Origin of the sequence: Citrobacter sp. FDAARGOS_156 (assembly GCF_001559235.2) — a bacterium.
GTDB lineage: Bacteria > Pseudomonadota > Gammaproteobacteria > Enterobacterales > Enterobacteriaceae > Citrobacter > Citrobacter youngae.
The window spans coordinates 3,676,059-3,695,325 of sequence record NZ_CP014030.2; the positions used below are offsets into that span (position 1 = coordinate 3,676,059).

Annotated in this window: 17 protein-coding genes; 3 read left to right on the top strand and 14 right to left on the bottom strand. The window is 54.1% G+C overall.

Going from position 1 to position 19,267, the window contains the following annotated elements; genetic code table 11:
• Nucleotides 1-5: 5 nt before the first annotated feature.
• The 4 genes from glrR to purL form a co-directional block, all read right to left on the bottom strand.
• Entirely contained in the window at nucleotides 6-1,340 is a 1,335-nt protein-coding gene (gene glrR / locus AL515_RS18115; protein ID WP_305764056.1) for a two-component system response regulator GlrR, read from the bottom strand.
• Nucleotides 1,340-2,059 carry a two-component system QseEF-associated lipoprotein QseG gene (gene qseG / locus AL515_RS18120; RefSeq protein ID WP_061068356.1) on the bottom strand — a complete coding sequence of 240 codons (720 nt, stop codon included), beginning with the start codon at nucleotides 2,057-2,059 and terminating at the stop codon, nucleotides 1,340-1,342. The genes glrR and qseG overlap by 1 nt, the downstream gene beginning before the upstream one ends.
• A gap of 22 nt (nucleotides 2,060-2,081) precedes the next feature.
• Nucleotides 2,082-3,512 (bottom strand): two component system sensor histidine kinase QseE/GlrK, encoded by a 1,431-nt coding sequence (gene qseE / locus AL515_RS18125; protein ID WP_105242215.1) that lies wholly within the window; start codon nucleotides 3,510-3,512, stop codon nucleotides 2,082-2,084.
• A 590-nt stretch (nucleotides 3,513-4,102) separates the two neighbouring features.
• Complete coding sequence (gene purL / locus AL515_RS18130) at nucleotides 4,103-7,990, bottom strand: phosphoribosylformylglycinamidine synthase (RefSeq protein ID WP_061068358.1); 3,888 nt, start codon at nucleotides 7,988-7,990, stop codon at nucleotides 4,103-4,105.
• A 257-nt stretch (nucleotides 7,991-8,247) separates the two neighbouring features.
• On the opposite strand from purL, the gene mltF reads away from it, so the two are divergent.
• Nucleotides 8,248-9,798, top strand: a complete 1,551-nt coding sequence (gene mltF / locus AL515_RS18135) for a membrane-bound lytic murein transglycosylase MltF (RefSeq protein ID WP_061068359.1) — start codon at nucleotides 8,248-8,250, stop codon at nucleotides 9,796-9,798.
• 12 nt (nucleotides 9,799-9,810) lie between these two features.
• Here the strand turns inward: mltF and tadA are convergent, their stop codons facing one another.
• From tadA to murQ, 4 genes are all read right to left on the bottom strand, one after another.
• Nucleotides 9,811-10,275 (bottom strand): tRNA adenosine(34) deaminase TadA, encoded by a 465-nt coding sequence (gene tadA / locus AL515_RS18140; protein ID WP_236871750.1) that lies wholly within the window; start codon nucleotides 10,273-10,275, stop codon nucleotides 9,811-9,813.
• A gap of 89 nt (nucleotides 10,276-10,364) precedes the next feature.
• On the bottom strand, nucleotides 10,365-11,000 hold the full coding sequence (gene yfhb, locus AL515_RS18145; protein WP_061068361.1) for a phosphatidylglycerophosphatase C: 636 nt from the start codon (nucleotides 10,998-11,000) through the stop codon (nucleotides 10,365-10,367).
• 3 nt (nucleotides 11,001-11,003) lie between these two features.
• On the bottom strand, nucleotides 11,004-12,368 hold the full coding sequence (locus AL515_RS18150) for a PTS transporter subunit EIIC (RefSeq protein ID WP_048210893.1): 1,365 nt from the start codon (nucleotides 12,366-12,368) through the stop codon (nucleotides 11,004-11,006).
• 9 nt (nucleotides 12,369-12,377) lie between these two features.
• The gene (gene murQ / locus AL515_RS18155) at nucleotides 12,378-13,271 is read right to left on the bottom strand and encodes an N-acetylmuramic acid 6-phosphate etherase (RefSeq protein ID WP_061068362.1); all 894 of its coding nucleotides are present in this window, start codon (nucleotides 13,269-13,271) and stop codon (nucleotides 12,378-12,380) included.
• A gap of 117 nt (nucleotides 13,272-13,388) precedes the next feature.
• Between murQ and AL515_RS18160 the strand changes: the two genes are divergently transcribed.
• Both AL515_RS18160 and AL515_RS18165 read left to right on the top strand, forming a co-directional pair.
• Entirely contained in the window at nucleotides 13,389-14,237 is an 849-nt protein-coding gene (locus AL515_RS18160) for a MurR/RpiR family transcriptional regulator (RefSeq protein WP_048210891.1), read from the top strand.
• A 55-nt stretch (nucleotides 14,238-14,292) separates the two neighbouring features.
• Nucleotides 14,293-14,553, top strand: a complete 261-nt coding sequence (locus AL515_RS18165; RefSeq protein ID WP_003037590.1) for a YfhL family 4Fe-4S dicluster ferredoxin — start codon at nucleotides 14,293-14,295, stop codon at nucleotides 14,551-14,553.
• Between the two features lie 29 nt (nucleotides 14,554-14,582).
• On the opposite strand, the gene acpS is transcribed toward AL515_RS18165, so the two are convergent.
• The 6 genes from acpS to lepB form a co-directional block, all read right to left on the bottom strand.
• Complete coding sequence (gene acpS / locus AL515_RS18170; protein WP_003037588.1) at nucleotides 14,583-14,963, bottom strand: holo-ACP synthase; 381 nt, start codon at nucleotides 14,961-14,963, stop codon at nucleotides 14,583-14,585.
• Nucleotides 14,963-15,694 (bottom strand): pyridoxine 5'-phosphate synthase, encoded by a 732-nt coding sequence (gene pdxJ, locus AL515_RS18175; RefSeq protein ID WP_061068363.1) that lies wholly within the window; start codon nucleotides 15,692-15,694, stop codon nucleotides 14,963-14,965. The genes acpS and pdxJ overlap by 1 nt, the downstream gene beginning before the upstream one ends.
• 11 nt (nucleotides 15,695-15,705) lie before the next feature.
• Nucleotides 15,706-16,434, bottom strand: a complete 729-nt coding sequence (recO, locus tag AL515_RS18180) for a DNA repair protein RecO (RefSeq protein ID WP_061068364.1) — start codon at nucleotides 16,432-16,434, stop codon at nucleotides 15,706-15,708.
• Between the two features lie 27 nt (nucleotides 16,435-16,461).
• Nucleotides 16,462-17,367, bottom strand: coding sequence for a GTPase Era (gene era, locus AL515_RS18185; protein WP_005130325.1), 906 nt, complete (start codon nucleotides 17,365-17,367; stop codon nucleotides 16,462-16,464).
• Complete coding sequence (gene rnc, locus AL515_RS18190; RefSeq protein ID WP_003037579.1) at nucleotides 17,364-18,044, bottom strand: ribonuclease III; 681 nt, start codon at nucleotides 18,042-18,044, stop codon at nucleotides 17,364-17,366. Before rnc ends, era begins: the two co-directional genes overlap by 4 nt.
• Before the next feature lie 238 nt (nucleotides 18,045-18,282).
• Complete coding sequence (gene lepB, locus AL515_RS18200; RefSeq protein ID WP_048210888.1) at nucleotides 18,283-19,257, bottom strand: signal peptidase I; 975 nt, start codon at nucleotides 19,255-19,257, stop codon at nucleotides 18,283-18,285.
• Between the last annotated feature and the right edge of the window lie 10 nt (nucleotides 19,258-19,267).

Genomic DNA, 19,267 nt, shown 5'->3' on the forward strand with positions numbered 1-19,267 from the left:
CAGATTTATTCTTTGAAATCGTTTGCATCCAGCTCGTGTCGAGAAAGCAACTTATAAAATTCGGTGCGGTTGCGCCCCGCCATTCTTGCCGCGTGGGTCACATTGCCCTTGGTGATTTGCAGCAGCTTACGCAGATAGTTGAGCTCAAACTGGTTACGCGCCTCAACAAATGTCGGCAGCGCGGTGTTTTCCCCTTCCAGCGCCTGCTCCACCAGCGCGTCGCTGATCACTGGCGAAGAGGTCAACGCCACGCACTGCTCAATTACGTTGACCAACTGACGCACGTTGCCCGGCCAGCTGGCGGTCATTAACCGCTTCATGGCATCGGTTGAAAAGGCGCGTACGAACGGTTTGTGCCGTTCAGCAGACTGGCGCAGCAGATGGTTCGCCAGCAGCGGAATATCTTCCGTACGCTCGGCCAGCGCAGGGATCTTCAGACTCACCACGTTGAGGCGATAGTACAAATCCTCGCGAAATTCGCCCCGAGCCATCGCTTTGGGTAAATCGCGGTGGGTCGCGGAAACGATCCGCACATCAATGTCGATGTCGCGGTTACTTCCCAGCGGTCTGACTTTTCGCTCCTGCAATACGCGCAACAATTTAACCTGCAACGGTGCTGGCATATCGCCAATCTCATCGAGAAAAAGCGTGCCGCCTTCCGCAGCCTGAAACAGCCCTTCACGATTACTCACCGCGCCGGTAAAAGCGCCGCGCGCATGGCCAAACAGTTCAGACTCCAGCAGTTGTTCCGGCAACGCGCCACAGTTAATGGCAATAAAGGGCTTGTGGCTGCGCGGGCTGGCGTTGTGAATCGCCTGGGCAAACACCTCTTTCCCGGTGCCGCTCTGACCATTGATCAATACGCTGACATCCGATTGCGCGACCATCCGCGCCTGTTCTAACAAACGCAACATTAACGGGCTACGGGTAACAATTGATTCACGCCAGCTATCATCGGTAGCAGGCGCGGACTGTTCCAGCGCACCGTCAATCGCTTTGTAGAGCGCATCTTTATCGACCGGCTTGGTGAGAAAGCTGAAAACACCCTGCTGCGTTGCCGCGACAGCATCAGGAATGGAGCCGTGCGCTGTCAGGATAATGACCGGCATCCCCGGCTGCACTTTCTGGATTTCAGTGAACAGCTGCATGCCGTCCATTTCATCCATGCGCAGGTCGCTAATGACCAGATCCACTTTTTCACGATTCAGTACTCGTAATCCTTCCTGCCCACTTTCTGCGGTTACGACGCTGTAACCTTCGCTGGTCAGTCGCATACCGAGCAATTTCAACAGTCCCGGATCGTCATCGACGAGCAGCAGATGCGCGGGCTTGCGGCTTATCATGGCATGGCCTCCCCATCATCGGGCGTCGTGAGTTTATCAGTACCGTGCAACGCATCGGGATTATAGCTGCCGGCAGGTTTACGGGTGGACAGTTGTCGTTCGATATCGGTCAGATTTTCCAGCTTACGGGTGGTGAGATCGAGCTGACTCTGCAAATGCTGTTGCTGCTGACGCAGCGTATCGAGATCGCTATCTGACGACTGCTGGAGCTTACTGTAACGCATGCGTTCTTCGGCAAGCTGTAACTGCAACATTTGGTTACGGAACCAGGCCTGATAAAGCGGTCGAACCTGAGTCGGAATTTGTGGACTTAACGCGTCGAGACGCGTAACGACCTCCCGCCGTTCAGGCGGGGTAATACGGGCGTTATCGAGCAGGATCCCACGCTTAAAAGCGCCCTGCCAGGTATCCGTAAGTTGGCTACTGGCTTCACTACGCGCCTGCACTGGCATCATGCGATCGGCGCAATCCATCGCCCGCAGCCAATACAACGGGTTGGTATCCGTGGACTGACCCGTTAGCGACCAGATATCCGTACATTCGGTGGCAAGGTAATCAGCGAGTTGATGCGGCGGGATTTTCTCCTGCGAAGGATCGCCGATAATGTGATTCACCGCATTTGGAACGCAGCCGACCAGCGCCAGGCATGGCAGACTTGCGAGTAAGACGCGGCGAATAAAATCTCGTTTAAGCATTCGGGCAACAACGTGTGGCATACTCACCAGACTTAGGTTCATTTTAGTGGTTTTTCGATGCAGATAGCGGCAGTTCTATGCGGAAACAAACGCTTTGCGCATGCTCATCAACCAGATACAGTTTTCCCCGCATACGGCGGATACAGTCTCTGGCTATGCTCAGCCCCAACCCGCTTCCTTTGACTGCCCCTTTTCGCTGATGGCTGCCCTGGAAAAAAGGCTCGAAGATCATCGCCTGTTCTGCTTCTGGAATCGATGTGCCGGTATTTATGACATCAATATATACCGTTGAGCCATGCAAACTGCTGCGGATCCAAATGTTACCGGATTCAGCGCCATAGTGCACCGCATTGGAATAAAGATTGTCCAGCACGCTCATTAACAGCATGGGTTCGGCCAGACAAGCGTTCGCCGCCAGCGCAACATCAGTATGGATCATTTTGGCGCGAGCAGGCAGGCTATGTGCTGAAACCACGCTTTCCACCAGCGGCGCGATTTCTACAGTTTCAAGCTCAACCTCGTCATCCGCCAGCTTGCGGTTGTAATCAAGCAATTGCTCAATCAACTTTTGCAGATTACGGCTGCTGTCATCCAGAATCCCGACTACCTCTTTTTGCTCCGGCGTTAACGGGCCAACTACCTGATCGGCTAACAATTCGGTACCTTCGCGCATGCTCGCAAGCGGTGTTTTCAGCTCATGGGAAAGATGGCGTAAAAACTGATGCCGTTGCGACTCAAGCCAGGAGAGACGTTCACTCAACCAGATAATGCGCTGCCCCACGGACCGCAGCTCCCGGGGCCCGGTAAATAATACGCTATCACCCAGCAAGCGCCCTTCCCCCAGACGGTTAATCATCCGCTCGATGCCCTTCACCGGACCGATGATCATACGGGTAAACAGCAGCACCATCGCCAGACTAACGAGAAACAGCACCAGCGCCTGCCAGCCAAAGAACTGACCTCGTTCGGCAATTTCTTGTTGTAACTGCTGACCACGCGAAAAGACCACGGTACGTGTGGCCTGCACCATGTCGGTATTCGCATTAGCGAAGGCTTCCAGGCGGGCTGCCGCCTGGCTGTCAGGACCACTGTTATTACACTGCAATTGGGCGAGATCGTTGAGATCCTGCCGCAACGCCTGGTAGAGCTTGTTGTCCGGCAACACGCCCGCATGCGCATCCAGCATGTCGCTATAACGTTTACGCTGGCTCTGGTAAACCTTTGCCAGCGTCGGGTCATCCAGCACACAATACTGTCGGTAGCTACGTTCCATCTCCAGCGCGGCGTTGGTCATTGCCTCACTGCGTCGGGCATCAATGAGCGTGGTTCTGTTAGTCAGCGCCGCCTGCGCGCTCAGGGCGTTCAGGCTCTGCCACGCTTGCCAGGCCAGTACGAGCAAAGGGAGCAGGATCAGCAAAAATGCCAGTGTCACCAGCTGACGTAAGGATCGGGGGAAAACAGACCAGCGCTTCAAGGCGTTACTCTCAATGGACGGGAATAAGACGATGCTAACTGAGGGGAACGTCAGATACAACAAAGCCGGGATTAACCCGGCTTTGTTATGGAATAAGGCGGTGCCTAACTCGACGTTTCGCCCGAAGGTTGATATGAGCTTCGCTAATATCAGATGTTGGACGGCAGGCACCTTGTTGTGCGTCATTCGAAGTTTATGTAGCACGTCCCGAAGGGGCTGACATAAAAAGGTGAATGAGCCACTGGTTAATATTATGCAGCATCTGTGCCAATATTCAAAACACTTTATTAACACAATGATAAATATAAGAAATATGAATAATTGTGTAAAAATAAGAGTTGAGTGCTTTTTGTTCATTCTGTCGCTAATCAGCAACACTCGCTGTACTTAAAAACAAAATCATTATAAATCAAATCATTAAGTGTCTCTTTTTGGCGACAAGCCAACCCTGCCAATGTCGGGATTTCCCGACACTTTAATTTTGTGGCATAAGCGCTGAGTTTATTGCCGGATGGCGGCGTAAACGCCTTATCCGGCCTGTGATATAAAAAAAGCCCCTCACGAAGAGGGGCTTGATGATTGCAGGCCAATTAACCGAGCTGTTTACGCGCATTACGGAAGATACGCATCCACGGGCTATCCTCGCCCCAGTTTTCCGGGTGCCAGGAGTTGCTCACGGTACGGAACACGCGTTCCGGGTGTGGCATCATAATGGTTACACGACCATTTTCGGTGGTAACAGCAGTGATACCGTTTGGCGAACCGTTCGGGTTAGCCGGATAGGTTTCGGTCACCTTACCGAAGTTATCAACGTAGCGCAGTGCCACCAGCCCTTTGCTCTCCAGTCCTGCCAGATGTACATCGTCACGCACTTCTACGCGACCTTCGCCGTGAGAAACTGCGATTGGCATCTGTGACCCAACCATACCGGCAAGCAGCAGAGACGGGCTTTGTGTCACTTCGACCAGGCTGAAACGCGCTTCAAAGCGATCGGAGTGGTTACGCACAAAGCGTGGCCACAGATCGCTTCCTGGGATCAGCTCGCGCAGGTTAGACATCATCTGACAACCGTTACACACGCCGAGTGCCAGCGTTTGTGGGCGGTGGAAGAAGGTTTCGAACTCATCACGGACCCGATTGTTGAACAGAATCGACTTCGCCCAACCTTCGCCTGCGCCAAGCACATCACCGTAAGAGAAGCCGCCGCAGGCTACCAGCGCCTGGAAGTTACCCAGGCCGATGCGTCCGCCCAGCAGGTCGCTCATGTGTACATCGATAGCGTCAAAGCCCGCACGGTGGAAAGCTGCGGCCATCTCAACGTGGGAGTTCACACCCTGCTCGCGCAGCACGGCCACTTTCGGACGCGCACCGGTGGCGATATACGGCGCGGCAACATCTTCATTGATATCAAACGACAGTTTAACGTTGAGGCCAGGATCGGCATCGTTGGTTTTAGCGTTATGTTCCTGATCGGCGCACTCTGGATTGTCGCGCAGACGCTGCATCTGCCAGGTTGTTTCCGCCCACCACATACGCAGAGTAGTACGGCTTTCGCTGAACACCGCCTGACCGTCTGCTTCGACCACGAAGCGGTCGCCCTGCACGGCTTTACCCAGATAGTGCACGCAATCGGCCAGGCCATGTTGAGCCAGCAACGCCTCAACCGCGTCACGGTCAGCGGCGCGAACCTGAATGACAGCCCCCAACTCTTCATTAAACAGCGCCGCCAGATGATCATCGCCCAGAGTGCCGATGTCTGCTTCAACGCCGCAGTGGCCGGTGAAGGCCATTTCCGCCAGCGTAACCAGCAGGCCGCCGTCGGAGCGGTCGTGGTAGGCCAGCAGCTTACGCTGTGCCACCAGCGCCTGAATGGCGTCGTAGAAGCCTTTCAGCTGCTCTACGTTACGCACATCGGCAGGCTTATCGCCCAGTTGACGGTAAACCTGCGCCAGCGCCGTCGCACCCAGCGCATTGTGGCCAAGGCCAAGATCAATCAGCAGCAGCGCATTGTCTTCAGTAGACAGTTGCGGGGTAATCGTGTGGCGCACATCTTCCACGCGGGCAAAGGCGGTGATCACCAGCGACAACGGCGAGGTCATTTCACGCTGTTCGTTGCCTTCCTGCCAGCGGGTTTTCATCGACATAGAGTCTTTGCCCACCGGAATGGTCAGGCCAAGCGCCGGACATAATTCTTCCCCAACGGCTTTTACCGCTTCGTACAGTCCGGCGTCTTCGCCAGGGTGACCCGCAGCCGCCATCCAGTTGGCCGACAGTTTAATGCGTTTGATATCGCCAATCTGCGTTGCCGCAATGTTGGTCAGTGCCTCACCGACAGCCAGACGCGCAGAGGCGGAGAAGTCGAGCAATGCGACTGGCGCGCGCTCGCCGAGAGACATCGCTTCGCCGTAGTAGCTATCGAGGCTTGCGGTAGTGACCGCGCAGTTGGCGACCGGGATCTGCCATGGCCCCACCATCTGATCGCGCGCCACCATACCGGTAACGGTACGGTCGCCGATAGTCACGAGGAACGTTTTTTCAGCAACAGTCGGCAGATGCAGCACACGGTTAACCGCATCTGCAATCGAGATTTCACCACGATTCAGGGCATCGCCTTTGGCTTTCAGCGTCTGCACATCGCGGGTCATTTTCGGTGTTTTGCCCAACAACACATCGAGCGGCATGTCGATCGGTTGATTGTCGAAGTGGCTGTCGCTCAAGGTCAGATGCTGTTCTTCGGTGGCTTCACCGATCACCGCATACGGCGCGCGCTCACGCTTACACAGTTCGTCAAACAGCGGCAATTGATCGGCGGCAACCGCCAGCACATAGCGCTCCTGGGATTCGTTACACCAGATTTCCAGCGGGCTCATACCCGGCTCGTCGCTGAGGATGTCACGCAGCTGGAACTTACCGCCGCGGCCGCCGTCGCTGACCAGCTCCGGCATGGCGTTAGACAGGCCGCCCGCACCAACGTCATGGATAAACAGAATCGGGTTGGCATCGCCCATCTGCCAGCAACGGTCGATAACTTCCTGGCAGCGACGTTCCATTTCCGGGTTGTCGCGCTGTACAGAAGCGAAATCAAGATCGGCATCAGACTGACCGGAAGCCATAGATGATGCAGCCCCACCGCCAAGACCGATGTTCATCGCCGGACCGCCGAGGACGATCAGCTTGGCGCCAACGACGATCTCGCCCTTCTGCACGTGATCGGCACGGATATTGCCGATCCCGCCTGCCAGCATGATCGGTTTATGGTAACCGCGCAGCTCTTCGCCGTTATGGCTGTTGACCTTTTCTTCATAGGTGCGGAAGTAGCCCGTCAGCGCAGGGCGACCAAATTCGTTGTTAAACGCAGCACCACCCAGCGGGCCTTCGGTCATGATGTCGAGCGCGGTGACAATACGATCCGGCTTACCAAAGTCCTCTTCCCAAGGCTGTTCAAAGCCAGGAATACGCAGGTTGGAGACGGAGAAGCCTACCAGCCCGGCTTTCGGTTTCGCACCGCGCCCGGTTGCGCCTTCATCGCGAATTTCACCGCCAGAGCCGGTTGCCGCACCTGGCCACGGAGAGATAGCCGTCGGGTGGTTATGAGTTTCTACCTTCATCAGGATGTGGGCTGGTTCCTGATGGAAATCGTAGCGGCCAGTTTTGTGGTCGGCAAAATAGCGGCCCACTTCAGAACCTTCCATTACCGCGGCGTTGTCTTTATAGGCAGACAGCACGTGGTCCGGCGTGGTTTCGAAGGTATTCTTGATCATCTTGAACAGCGACTTAGGCTGTTGTTTACCATCGATAACCCAGTCGGCGTTAAAAATCTTGTGGCGGCAGTGCTCGGAGTTAGCCTGCGCGAACATGTACAGTTCAATGTCGTTCGGGTTGCGTCCCAGTTTGGTAAACGCATCCTGCAGATAGTCGATTTCGTCTTCCGCCAGCGCCAGGCCCAGACGCAGGTTAGCGTCGATCAGCGCCTGGCGTCCCTCACCAAGCAGATCAACGCTGGAAACCGGCGCAGGCTGGTGATGAACAAACAGTTTTTCAGCATCGCTCAGCGCAGAGAAAACCGTTTCCATCATGCGGTCGTGCAAAATATCGGCAACCGTCAGCCACTGCTCAGCGGTCAACGTGGAGGCCTCAACATACCAGGCAATGCCACGTTCCAGGCGGCTAATCTGTTGCAGGCCGCAGTTATGGGCAATATCAGTCGCTTTAGAAGACCACGGGGAAATGGTACCCGGGCGAGGCGTGACCAGCAGCAGTTTGCCTTCAGGGGCGTGGCTGTGAAGAGCAGGACCATATTTCAGCAGACGTGCAAGTTGCGCGCGCTCATCCTCATTCAATGGTGCATTCAGATCGGCAAAATGGACGTACTCGGCGTAAATATTGTGGACCTGGAGGTTGGCAGCCTGAAAACGTGCCAGCAGTTTGTTAATACGGAATGCAGACAGTGCAGGTGAACCACGCAGAATTTCCATCATAAGTCTCTCGTCTTCTAAGCTTTCGGTGTGCCCAAGTGGGGGAAACGGGCGTCATTATAAAGAATCTGGCGCGCCGACGAAACCGTTTGCGTCGAAATAAAATCACGGCCTCTTCTTATCATCAAATGCGGTCTGGTTTCTGAATAAGTTGCCAACTGGCGCAAGTTTAAGCAAAATGCCGCTCATTAATGACGACTTCACTTCTTAATCAATACCACAGCACGCAGAGACAACGTACGGTTCAGAGAATTAACTAATTGAAAAAATTAAAGATTAATTATCTGTTCATCGGTATTTTGACGCTGTTGTTGGCAGCGGCCCTCTGGCCATCTATCCCCTGGTTCGGTAAAGCCGACAATCGTATCGCCGCCATTCAGTCGCGGGGAGAGCTGCGCGTCAGTACCATCGACTCACCGCTCACTTACGCCACGCTTAATGGGAAAAAGTTTGGCCTGGATTACGAACTGACCAAAGCCTTCGCCAACTACCTGGGTGTGAAGCTGAAAATCTCCGTACGCCAGAACATCAGCCAGCTTTTTGACGACCTGGATAACGGTAATGCCGATCTGTTAGCCGCTGGTCTGGTGTATAACAGCGAGCGCGTTAAAAATTACCAGCCAGGCCCGACCTACTATTCCGTATCGCAACAACTGGTGTATCGGGTTGGGCAATACCGCCCGCGTACGCTTGCCACCGTGAACGAAAACCAACTGACTATCGCCCCGGGGCATGTGGTGGTTAACGACCTACAGCAGCTAAAAGAAAAAAAATACCCGGACCTGAGCTGGAAAGTTGATGAGAAAAAGGGCACCACTGAACTGCTTGATGATGTCATCGCCGGTAAGCTGGATTACACCATTGCCGATTCCGTTGCCATCAGCTTATATCAGCGCGTTCATCCTGAGCTGGCCGTGGCGCTGGACGTCTCTGACGAACAGCCGGTGACCTGGTTCAGTCGTCTGGACGATGACAATACGCTGTCTGCTGCCCTGCTGGATTTCTTCAATACCATGAATGAAGACGGCTCGCTTGCGCGACTGGAAGAAAAGTACCTTGGGCATGGCGATGATTTTGACTATGTTGATACCCGCACCTTTTTGCGCTCCGTAGACAGCGTGTTGCCGGACCTCAAGCCGCTTTTTGAGAAGTATGCGCAGGAGATAGACTGGCGACTGCTCGCCGCAATATCCTATCAGGAGTCACACTGGGACGCGCAGGCGACTTCCCCGACCGGTGTACGCGGGCTGATGATGCTGACCAAAAATACCGCCCAGAGTCTCGGGCTAACTGACCGTACCGATGCCGAGCAGAGCATCAGCGGCGGCGCGCGGTATTTGCAGGACATGATGAGCAAAGTGCCGGATACCGTCCCCGAAGGGGAACGTATCTGGTTTGCGCTTGCCGCCTACAACATGGGTTATGCGCACATGCTGGATGCCCGGGCGCTGACGGTGAAAACCAAAGGTAATCCGAACAGTTGGTCCGACGTAAAACAGCGTCTGCCGCTGCTCAGCCAAAAGCCGTATTACAACAAGTTGACCTATGGCTATGCGCGCGGTCACGAAGCCTACGCCTATGTGGAAAACATCCGTAAATACCAGATTAGCCTGGTGGGGTATCTGCAGGAGAAAGAAAAACAGGCGCAGGAAACGCAGCAACTGGCGCAGGATTACCCGGCTGTGTCACCGGCTGAGCTGTTAGGTAAAGATAAATTTCCGCTTTCAGCGTTTCTGACTCAGACGTCGTCAAACTATCTGTCGCACTCCCCTTCTCTGCTGTTTTCAGCACAGAAGAAAGAGGACAAGTAGTCTGATTGGTATTTACTGATTGGCAGATTTTTTCAACGCTTTGATTTCCTGCCGACGCATGCGAAAGAAATCACTGAGCAGCGTGGCGCATTCATCGCGTAACACCCCTTCGATCACGTCAACCCGATGATTCATTCCAGGGTGATGCAGCACATCCATTAATGACCCGGCAGCGCCCGTTTTCGCATCGCGTGCGCCAAAAACCACCCGACCGATACGGCTATGGACCATCGCGCCTGCGCACATCACGCACGGCTCCAGTGTGACATACAACGTTGCATCCAGCAGACGGTAGTTTTGTAGCACCAGACCGCCCTGGCGCAACGCCATGATTTCAGCGTGGGCGGTAGGATCATGATGGCCAATCGGTCGGTTCCAGCCTTCGCCAATAACGCGGTTGTTATGTACCAATACCGCACCCACCGGGACTTCACGCTCATCCCAGGCGCGCTTAGCCAGCGTTAAAGCATGACGCATCCAGTATTCGTGGCTAAATTCAACTTCAGACAAAGGGGTAACTCCAGTAATCAAAGCGGGCGCATTATACACAGACGCTATCGTTTACTCTATTCGAGTTGTTGCAGCTCTCCGCGCGGCGTGACGCGCCAGCGATGCTGGCAAAAAGAGAGCAGTGGATTGTCCTGCTTACTGTCGCTGTAGCCGCTGTAAAGAGACAGCGGTGCGCCAATCTGTCGTTCCAGTTGCGCGACTTTTTCATGCCCCAGACATCGTAGCGGCAATACCCAGCCACCGTATCCCCGCGCCATTTGACTGGCGATCAGATTGACACGCGGTAGCCACGGCGTGTCGAAGTAAACCTGCTCGACCAGCGACTGCGGAGAACCGGTGATAAGCCAGATATCAGCATCGGAGCTTAACAGGTACGTCGTCAGACGCTGCTGCACGACCGGAAATGCCGTCACATGCCCGCGAAACCAGCGCACAAAATCGGCCTGATGCGCTTTCAGACGCGCTTCGCTGCGACCAAAGGTACAGCCCCACAACAGCAGGCTCATGGGCCAGCGGGCGGCGCGCCCTTTAATTAACATTGCCAGCGCAATAATTGGCAACAGGGGCAGCACCAGCAACGCATTTAGCGGTTGGCGACGCAGCAGAAAACGTAAGAAACTGCCGAACATATCCTGCTGGTGTAACGTGCCATCCAAATCAAAAAAAACAACGCGACGCTGGTGACTGGTCAAACCTTATTCCTCTGGATCGTTGAACCCCAATAGCCAGGTAAACAGGAACCCGGCAATAACCGCTACCAGATAGCCTAACAGATAGAACATCACTTTTCCGGCAACAATCGTCAGTGCCAGCGGCAATCCCGAGATGCCAAAGGTGATGACCGTCGCCACCTTCCAGTAGCTGATCAGCGCCCCACCGACTGCACCACCGAGACAGGCACCGATAAACGGCTTGCCTAATGGCAACGTCACCCCAAAAATCAGCGGTTCACCAATGCCCAGCAATCCAACCGGCAGCGCGCTTTTAATCACTTTTTTCAGCCGTGCGTTACGGGTTTTCATCAGTACCGCAATAGCCGCACCGATTTGCCCCACTCCTGCCATCGCCAGAATAGGAAAGAGCGCGTTATAACCATGCGCCTGTACCAGTTCAACGTGGATCGGCACCAACCCCTGATGAAGTCCGGTGAGCACCAACGGCAGGAAAGTCCCAGCCAGCACGGCTCCCACCAGGAAACCGCCGCGATCGATAGCCCAGGATGCGCCGTGAGCAATCGATTCAGAAATCCAGCCGCCAAGCGGTTGCAGCGCCACAATAGCGATTGTCCCGGTAATAAGGGTGGTCAGCAGTGGATTGAGGATCAGTTCGAGAGACTCCGGCAGCACTTCGCGGAATTTGCGTTCGATCCAGCACATCAACGCCACCACCAGCAGCACTGCGATCACTCCACCGCGTCCCGGCTGCAATGCCTCGCCAAACAAGGTAATTTGCGCCAGTTGCGGGCTGGAGAGAATACCGGCCATCACCCCGCCCATCGCCAGCGAACCGCCAAATACTTTGGCGGTATTCACTCCGACCAGAATATTCATGATGGCAAACACGGCGCTGCCAAATATTCCCATCAGCCCAAGCATATTTGGATAGTGGGTCGCAAAATCCCCAACGATATCCGGTCGCTTAAGGATGTTAATGATGCCGGTAATCAAACCGGAGGCGATAAACGCCGGAATAAGCGGGATAAAAACGTTAGCCAGCTTGCGTAGCGCGTCACTCATCGGCGCTTTGTACTTCGCTTTGGCCTCTGATTTTGTTCGCTCAATATCCCCCACATTGGAACGTTCGCCGCCATCGGCAATCAGGGAACGCATGGCATCGACCACTTTCGCGGCTTTGCCGGGGCCGACAATGATCTGGTGCTGCGCCCCTTGCTTCACGTAGCCGCTAACGCCCGGCAGTTGCTTGAGTCGGGAAATATCGAGCTGAGCGTCATCCTGTACTTCCACTCTGACGCGGGTCATACAGTTTTCCAGGCGCAGAATATTTTTCTCTCCGCCCACGCCCAGCAGGATATCGCTGGCCAGCACCGCCGTCTTATCCATATACACCTCTTAGTGTTCTAACGCCGCGCGTAAAAAACCCTGGTGAGCGGCAAGCTTTTCGCGGGCTGCAGCGGCATCGAGCCCCGTGAGAGCCATCAGAATGGCGGGCTTAACATCAAAATCGGTCTGTTTCAGCAGAGCTTGCGCCTGGTCATACGCAATACCGGTAGCTTCCACGACCATGCGACAAGCCCGGTCTACCAGCTTAACGTTAGTCGCTTTCATATCCACCATCAGGTTCTGATACACCTTGCCAAACTTCACCATTGCACCGGTAGAAATCATATTGAGTACCAGTTTTTGCGCAGTACCGGACTTCAGTCGCGTTGACCCTGTCAGAGCCTCCGGGCCAACAACCGGTGATATGGCGATGTCCGCTTCACGCGCGATGGGGGAATCCGGATTACAGGAAATCGCCACCGTGGTGCAGCCAACGGAACGGGCATATTGCAAGCCGCCAATCACATACGGTGTACGCCCGGATGCAGCCAGACCCACCACCACATCCTGAGCCGTAAGGTTGAGCGAACGAAGATCATCTTCACCCAGCTGCGGGTTATCTTCTGCACCTTCAACGGCCTTCAGCAATGCGCCCGGCCCACCAGCAATCAGGCCAACAACCCGTCCATGCGGTACACCAAAAGTCGGTGGGCACTCAGACGCATCCAGTACGCCAAGACGCCCACTGGTCCCCGCCCCCATGTAGATAATCCGTCCACCCGCTTTTAACGCGTCAGCCGCTGCATCGACCGCAAGCGCAACTTCAGTCAGCGTTGCTTTTACAGCAACGGCTACCAGCGTATCCTGTTGATTAAAACGATGAACCAACTCAAGTGTGGATAACGCATCAAGATCCATGGTCTGAGGATTGCGGCTTTCTGACACTAACGCACCGAGATTCATTTTTTGTTCCTTAGGAATTTTTAATTCATAGTAATCCGTTATAATGGAATATAATATTCACCCAGGCGAGTGAAATTTTGTTTTGTAATCGCCATCACGTTTTCGCCAGGAGACAGCATGAACTGTTTGATTCGCATTCGTCAGCGTTACCCGGACCTCGCGCAAAGCGATAAAAAGCTTGCGGATTACCTCCTCGCACAGCCGGATACTGCGCGTCATCTCAGTTCACAGCAACTCGCCTTTGAAGCGGGCGTCAGCCAGTCCAGCGTGGTGAAGTTCGCGCAAAAGATGGGTTTCAAAGGATTTCCTGCACTCAAACTGGCGATCAGTGAAGCACTGGCCAGTAATCCCAATCCCCACTCTATCCCAGTGCATAATCAGATTCGCGGCGACGACCCTATGCGTCTGGTGGGTGAAAAACTGATTCAGGAGAACGTGGCGGCCATGCACGCCACACTGGATATCAACAGCGAAGAAAAGCTGATGGAAAGCGTCGCCTTGTTACGCTCCGCCCGACGCATTGTCCTGACCGGAATTGGCGCATCGGGGTTGGTAGCACAGAATTTTGCCTGGAAACTGTTGAAAATAGGTTTTAACGCGGTAGTGGAGCGCGATATGCACGCCCTGCTGGCAACGGTACAGGCGCTTTCGCCGGGCGATCTCCTGTTGGCCATTTCGTATACCGGAGAGCGCCGCGAGCTCAACCTGGCTGCGGATGAAACGTTGCGCACCGGCGCGAAAATCCTTGCCATCACCGGATTTACACCCAATGCCCTGCAACAGCGAGCAAGCCATTGCCTGTATACGATTGCCGAAGAACAAGCGACACGCAGCGCGGCAATTTCATCGACGCACGCGCAGATGATGCTCACGGATTTACTGTTTATGGCGCTGGTTCAGCAAGATTTAGAACATGCTCCGGAACGCATTCGCCACAGCGAAGCACTGGTAAAAAAACTGGTCTGAGCAAAGAATGCGCGTATAATGCCCGCCCGATTTGTGATGTTTTGAGAGTTTCCTGATGGCCCTGTTAATCACTAAAAAGTGTATCAATTGCGATATGTGCGAACCCGAATGCCCGAATGAGGCAATTTCGATGGGTGACAGCATTTACGAGATTAACAGCGACAAATGTACGGAATGCGTAGGCCATTACGACACGCCAACCTGCCAGAAGGTGTGCCCGATCCCCAATACTATTTTGAAAGATCCGGCACATGTCGAAACGGAAGAGCAGTTGTGGGATAAGTTTGTGCTGATGCACCACGCCGATAAACTTTAACCGCGTCGCCATCCGGCAACGTGCAGAATCTAACTCTCGATAATCACCGTGGCGCAGGCGTAGTGACGCTCATCGGCCAGCGTCACATGCATATGCGCGACACCCAGTTTTTCCGCCAGTTTTAACGCCTCCCCCCATAACCGCAGACGCGGCTTACCGAGTTCGTCGTTAAAAACTTCAAACTGATTAAACGCCAGCCCATTGCGAATACCCGTCCCAAAGGCTTTTGCTGCCGCCTCTTTGACCGCAAAGCGCTTTGCCAGAAAACGCACCGGCTGCTGATGCGTCTCCCAGATTGCCCATTCGTTGTCACTGAGCACGCGTCTTGCCAGACGGTCACCGGAACGGGAGATCACCGCTTCAATGCGGGCAATCTCCACGATATCCGTGCCTAATCCCAGAATAGCCATTAGCCACGCGCTTCCAGCATCAGGCGTTTCATTTCCACCACGGCGTCTTTCAGACCGCTCATCACCGCGCGTCCGATAATGGCATGGCCAATATTCAGCTCATGCATTTCCGGGATCCGCGCAATGGCTTTAACGTTGTGATACGTCAGGCCGTGACCCGCATTCACCTTCAGGCCAAGGCTGGCGGCAAAAGTTGCCGCTTTGGCGATACGCGCCAGTTCGCTGGCCTGTTCCGCATCGGTTTTCGCATCGGCGTAACAGCCGGTGTGGATTTCAATAAACGGCGCGCCAACTTCCGCAGCGGCCTTAATCTGTTCTTCGTCGGCATCGATAAACAGCGAAACCAGAATGCCTGCGTCCGCCAGGCGTTTGCAGGCATCGCGCATCTTGTCACGCTGGCCGGCGACGTCCAGACCACCTTCAGTAGTCACTTCCTGACGTTTTTCCGGCACCAGACAGCAAAAATGCGGCTTCGTCTCGACGGCGATTGCCAACATTTCGTCGGTGACCGCCATTTCCAGATTCATGCGCGTATCCAGCGTCTGGCGCAGAATACGTACGTCGCGGTCGGTGATATGGCGGCGGTCTTCACGCAGGTGTACGGTAATACCGTCCGCACCCGCCTGCTCAACGATAAACGCCGCCTGAACCGGATCCGGGTATGCGGTGCCGCGTGCATTACGTAACGTAGCAATGTGGTCAATATTGACGCCTAACAGTAATTCAGCCATGACAATCCTCGTTAATCATTATTTGTTTTTACTGCGCGTTTTGGCATAAATTGCCGGAACAGTTCCCGGCTTTTTAACGGCTTACCACCAAGATACGGCTTTAACGCCATGCGGGTAAAGCGTTTCGCGGCGCGTAACGTATCGACATCGGGAAATTCACGTGACTCAAGCGCTTTGAGATGGCGTCCGGTAAAAGTGGAATTATCGATCACTACGCTGGCGATAAACCCTTTTTCTTCCCGGTAACGATAGGTCATGGTGTCGTCTACCGGCTCGCCGCTGCCCGCACAATGGGTAAAATCGACGCCGTACCCCAGATGTCCAAGTAAGGCCAGCTCAAAGCGACGCAGCGCAGGCTCTGGCGAACCCGTCGCACCAGCCAGCGCCTGGATACAATTCAGATAATCGAAAAAGAGTTCAGAAAAACGGGTCTCGTACTCGAGGACGCGGGAGATAAGTTCGTTGATATACAAGCCGCTGTACAGCGTGATACCGCTAAGAGGGAGCGCCAGAGAAACGGCTTCAGCGCTACGCAGGGTTTTAACCTCACCGCGGCCGCCAAAGCGAAGCAACAACGGGGTAAAAGGCTGGAGCGCGCCTTTGAGATTAGAACGTTTAGAACGTGCGCCTTTAGCCACCAGGCGCACGCGACCCGACTCTTCCGTGAAGACGTCCAGCACGAGACTGGTTTCGCTCCAGGGGCGACTATGCAAGACAAAGGCTCGTTGCCATCCTTCCATATACTCGCCGTGTTTCAGAAGATGGGTTTAGACGTCGTCGCCGTAACCGAGGCTACGCAGCGCGCGTTCGTCATCGGCCCAGCCAGATTTCACTTTCACCCACAGTTCGAGGTGAACGGGCGCTTCGAACATCTCCTGCATGTCTTTACGCGCTTCGATGCCGATGGTTTTGATCTTGGCCCCTTTGTTGCCAATAACCATCTTTTTCTGCCCTTCACGTTCCACGAGGATCAGACCGTTAATATCGTAACCACCGCGCTCATTGGAGATAAAACGCTCAATTTCCACAGTAACGGAGTACGGTAATTCAGCCCCCAAAAAACGCATCAGCTTTTCGCGGATGATTTCAGAAGCCATAAAACGCTGAGAACGGTCAGTGATGTAATCTTCCGGGAAGTGATGGATAGCTTCCGGCAGATGCTTACGTACGATGCCCGCAACGGTATCGACATTCAGACCGGTCTCGGCAGAGATCGGGACGATATCGAGGAAGTTCATCTGGCTTGCCAGGAACTGCAGGTGCGGCAGCAGATCGGCTTTTTCCTGAACGTTGTCTACTTTGTTCACGGCCAGAATTACCGGCGCTTTACCGTCGCGCAGCTTGTTGAGCACCATTTCGTCGTCCGGCGTCCAGCGGGTGCCCTCGACAACGAAAATAACCAGTTCAACATCACCAATCGAGCTGCTGGCCGCTTTGTTCATCAGGCGGTTGATGGCACGTTTCTCTTCCATATGCAGGCCCGGTGTATCAACATAAATCGCCTGATACGCGCCTTCAGTATGGATGCCAACAATACGGTGACGTGTTGTCTGAGCCTTACGTGAGGTAATGGAAATCTTCTGCCCAAGTAGATTATTCAACAGGGTGGATTTGCCGACGTTCGGGCGACCGACGATGGCAATAAATCCGCAGTAAGTTGTATCGATGCTCATTCCAGCTCCAGTTTTTTTAACGCCTGTTCGGCGGCAGCCTGCTCAGCCTTACGACGGCTCGAACCTGTGCCAACCACCGGTTCACTCAGGCCGCTAACCTGGCAGTGGATAGTAAATTCTTGATCGTGTGCTTCACCACGAACCTGCACCACCAGATAAGACGGCAGCGGCAGGTGGCGACCCTGCAAATACTCCTGCAGGCGCGTTTTCGGATCTTTTTGTTTATCGCCTGGGCTAATTTCGTCCAGACGCGTTTGATACCAGTTCAGGATCAGCTGTTCAACGGTTTGAATATCGCTGTCGAGGAAGACGCCGCCGATCAACGCTTCGACGGTATCGGCCAGAATTGATTCGCGACGAAAACCGCCGCTTTTCAGCTCGCCCGGTCCCAGGCGTAAACATTCACCGAGGTCAAATTCACGGGCTAATTCAGCCAGCGTATTTCCACGCACCAGCGTGGCGCGCATGCGGCTCATATCACCTTCGTCCACTCGAGGGAAACGGTGATACAGCGCATTCGCAATAACAAAGCTCAAAATAGAGTCGCCTAAAAATTCTAAACGCTCGTTATGTTTGCTGCTGGCACTACGGTGAGTTAATGCCTGCTGCAACAGCTCCTGATGATTAAAAGTGTAGCCCAGCTTCCGTTGAAGCCGATTAATTACGATGGGATTCATGCGATACCAATAAATGAATGCGTCAACAATTCAGCACACGAAACAGACCTGATATACACCCGTCATTAGAGAGACCAATGCTGTTTCGTGTGCCGTGGCAACCTGACGGTGCCAACCTAAAACTTCGGGGGAATATTCTATACACAACGACAAGGGATGTCGTTAGTCTGAGGGAATTAATCCGAGAAATAATTCACGCTGTCGTTATTAAGACGACAGCGTGAACCATTATCAGCAATTAGTGGATGCCGCCAATGCGGCTCAAACGAACACCGGTTGGCCACTCACCTTCTTGTTTGTCGAAACTCATCCAGATTGCGGTCGCTTTACCTACCAGATTCGCTTCCGGTACAAATCCCCAGTAACGGCTGTCCGCGCTGTTGTCACGGTTATCGCCCATCATGAAGTAATGCCCCGGTGGAACGATCCAGGTGGCTAACTGCTGACCCGGCTGACGGTAATACATCCCCACCTGATCCTGCGCGATTGGCACCATCAGAATGCGGTGAGTTACCTCACCCAGCGTTTCTTTACGCTCGGTCAGGCGAATACCGTTGTCTTTCGTTTCGTTCAGCGGAACTTCAAAGAAACCGCTGGTCGCTTCCCCGCCGTTGCGGCGAGCAAACGTCTGCACAAAATCACTTGGCTGAACATCAGAGTACGTTACCGGCAGCGCGTTTTCACAAGCCTGACCAGAACTACATCCCGGCTGAATCGTCACCTCTTTCGCCACCGGATCGTACGTCACTTTGTCTCCCGGTAAACCGACAGCGCGTTTGATGTAGTCCAGACGCGGATCTTCCGGGTATTTAAATACCACGATATCACCGCGTTTCGGGTGGCCAGTTTCGATCAACGTTTTCTGATAAATCGGATCTTTAATTCCGTAGGCAAATTTCTCTACCAGAATAAAATCACCAATCAACAGTGTTGGCATCATCGAACCCGACGGGATCTGGAACGGTTCATAAATAAATGAACGCACCACCAGCACAATAGCCAGTACCGGGAAAACGGACGCACCGGTTTCCAGCCAACCCGGCTTAGGGGCAACTTTTTTCAGCGTTGCTTTATCCAGTGAATCGCCTGCAGCGGCCTGTGCCGCAGCCTGGCGCTCCCGGCGTTTTGGCGCGAAGACAAACTTATCTACGCACCATAAAATGCCCGTCACCAGTGTGGCAATCACCAGAATCAGGGCAAACATGTTCGCCATGCCAACTCCT

Excerpts from the sequence above, each read along its gene's own strand:
- qseG (WP_061068356.1), bottom strand. The coding sequence starts at position 2,059 with ATGCCACACGTTGTTGCCCGAATGCTTAAACGAGATTTTATTCGCCGC.
- purL (WP_061068358.1), bottom strand. The coding sequence starts at position 7,990 with ATGATGGAAATTCTGCGTGGTTCACCTGCACTGTCTGCATTCCGTATT.
- tadA (WP_236871750.1), bottom strand. The coding sequence starts at position 10,275 with ATGCGTCATGCTTTAACGCTGGCTAAGCGCGCCTGGGATGAGCGTGAA.
- AL515_RS18150 (WP_048210893.1), bottom strand. The coding sequence starts at position 12,368 with ATGGATAAGACGGCGGTGCTGGCCAGCGATATCCTGCTGGGCGTGGGC.
- murQ (WP_061068362.1), bottom strand. The coding sequence starts at position 13,271 with ATGAATCTCGGTGCGTTAGTGTCAGAAAGCCGCAATCCTCAGACCATG.
- AL515_RS18160 (WP_048210891.1), top strand. The coding sequence starts at position 13,389 with ATGAACTGTTTGATTCGCATTCGTCAGCGTTACCCGGACCTCGCGCAA.
- AL515_RS18165 (WP_003037590.1), top strand. The coding sequence starts at position 14,293 with ATGGCCCTGTTAATCACTAAAAAGTGTATCAATTGCGATATGTGCGAA.
- acpS (WP_003037588.1), bottom strand. The coding sequence starts at position 14,963 with ATGGCTATTCTGGGATTAGGCACGGATATCGTGGAGATTGCCCGCATT.
- pdxJ (WP_061068363.1), bottom strand. The coding sequence starts at position 15,694 with ATGGCTGAATTACTGTTAGGCGTCAATATTGACCACATTGCTACGTTA.
- recO (WP_061068364.1), bottom strand. The coding sequence starts at position 16,434 with ATGGAAGGATGGCAACGAGCCTTTGTCTTGCATAGTCGCCCCTGGAGC.
- era (WP_005130325.1), bottom strand. The coding sequence starts at position 17,367 with ATGAGCATCGATACAACTTACTGCGGATTTATTGCCATCGTCGGTCGC.
- rnc (WP_003037579.1), bottom strand. The coding sequence starts at position 18,044 with ATGAATCCCATCGTAATTAATCGGCTTCAACGGAAGCTGGGCTACACT.
- lepB (WP_048210888.1), bottom strand. The coding sequence starts at position 19,257 with ATGGCGAACATGTTTGCCCTGATTCTGGTGATTGCCACACTGGTGACG.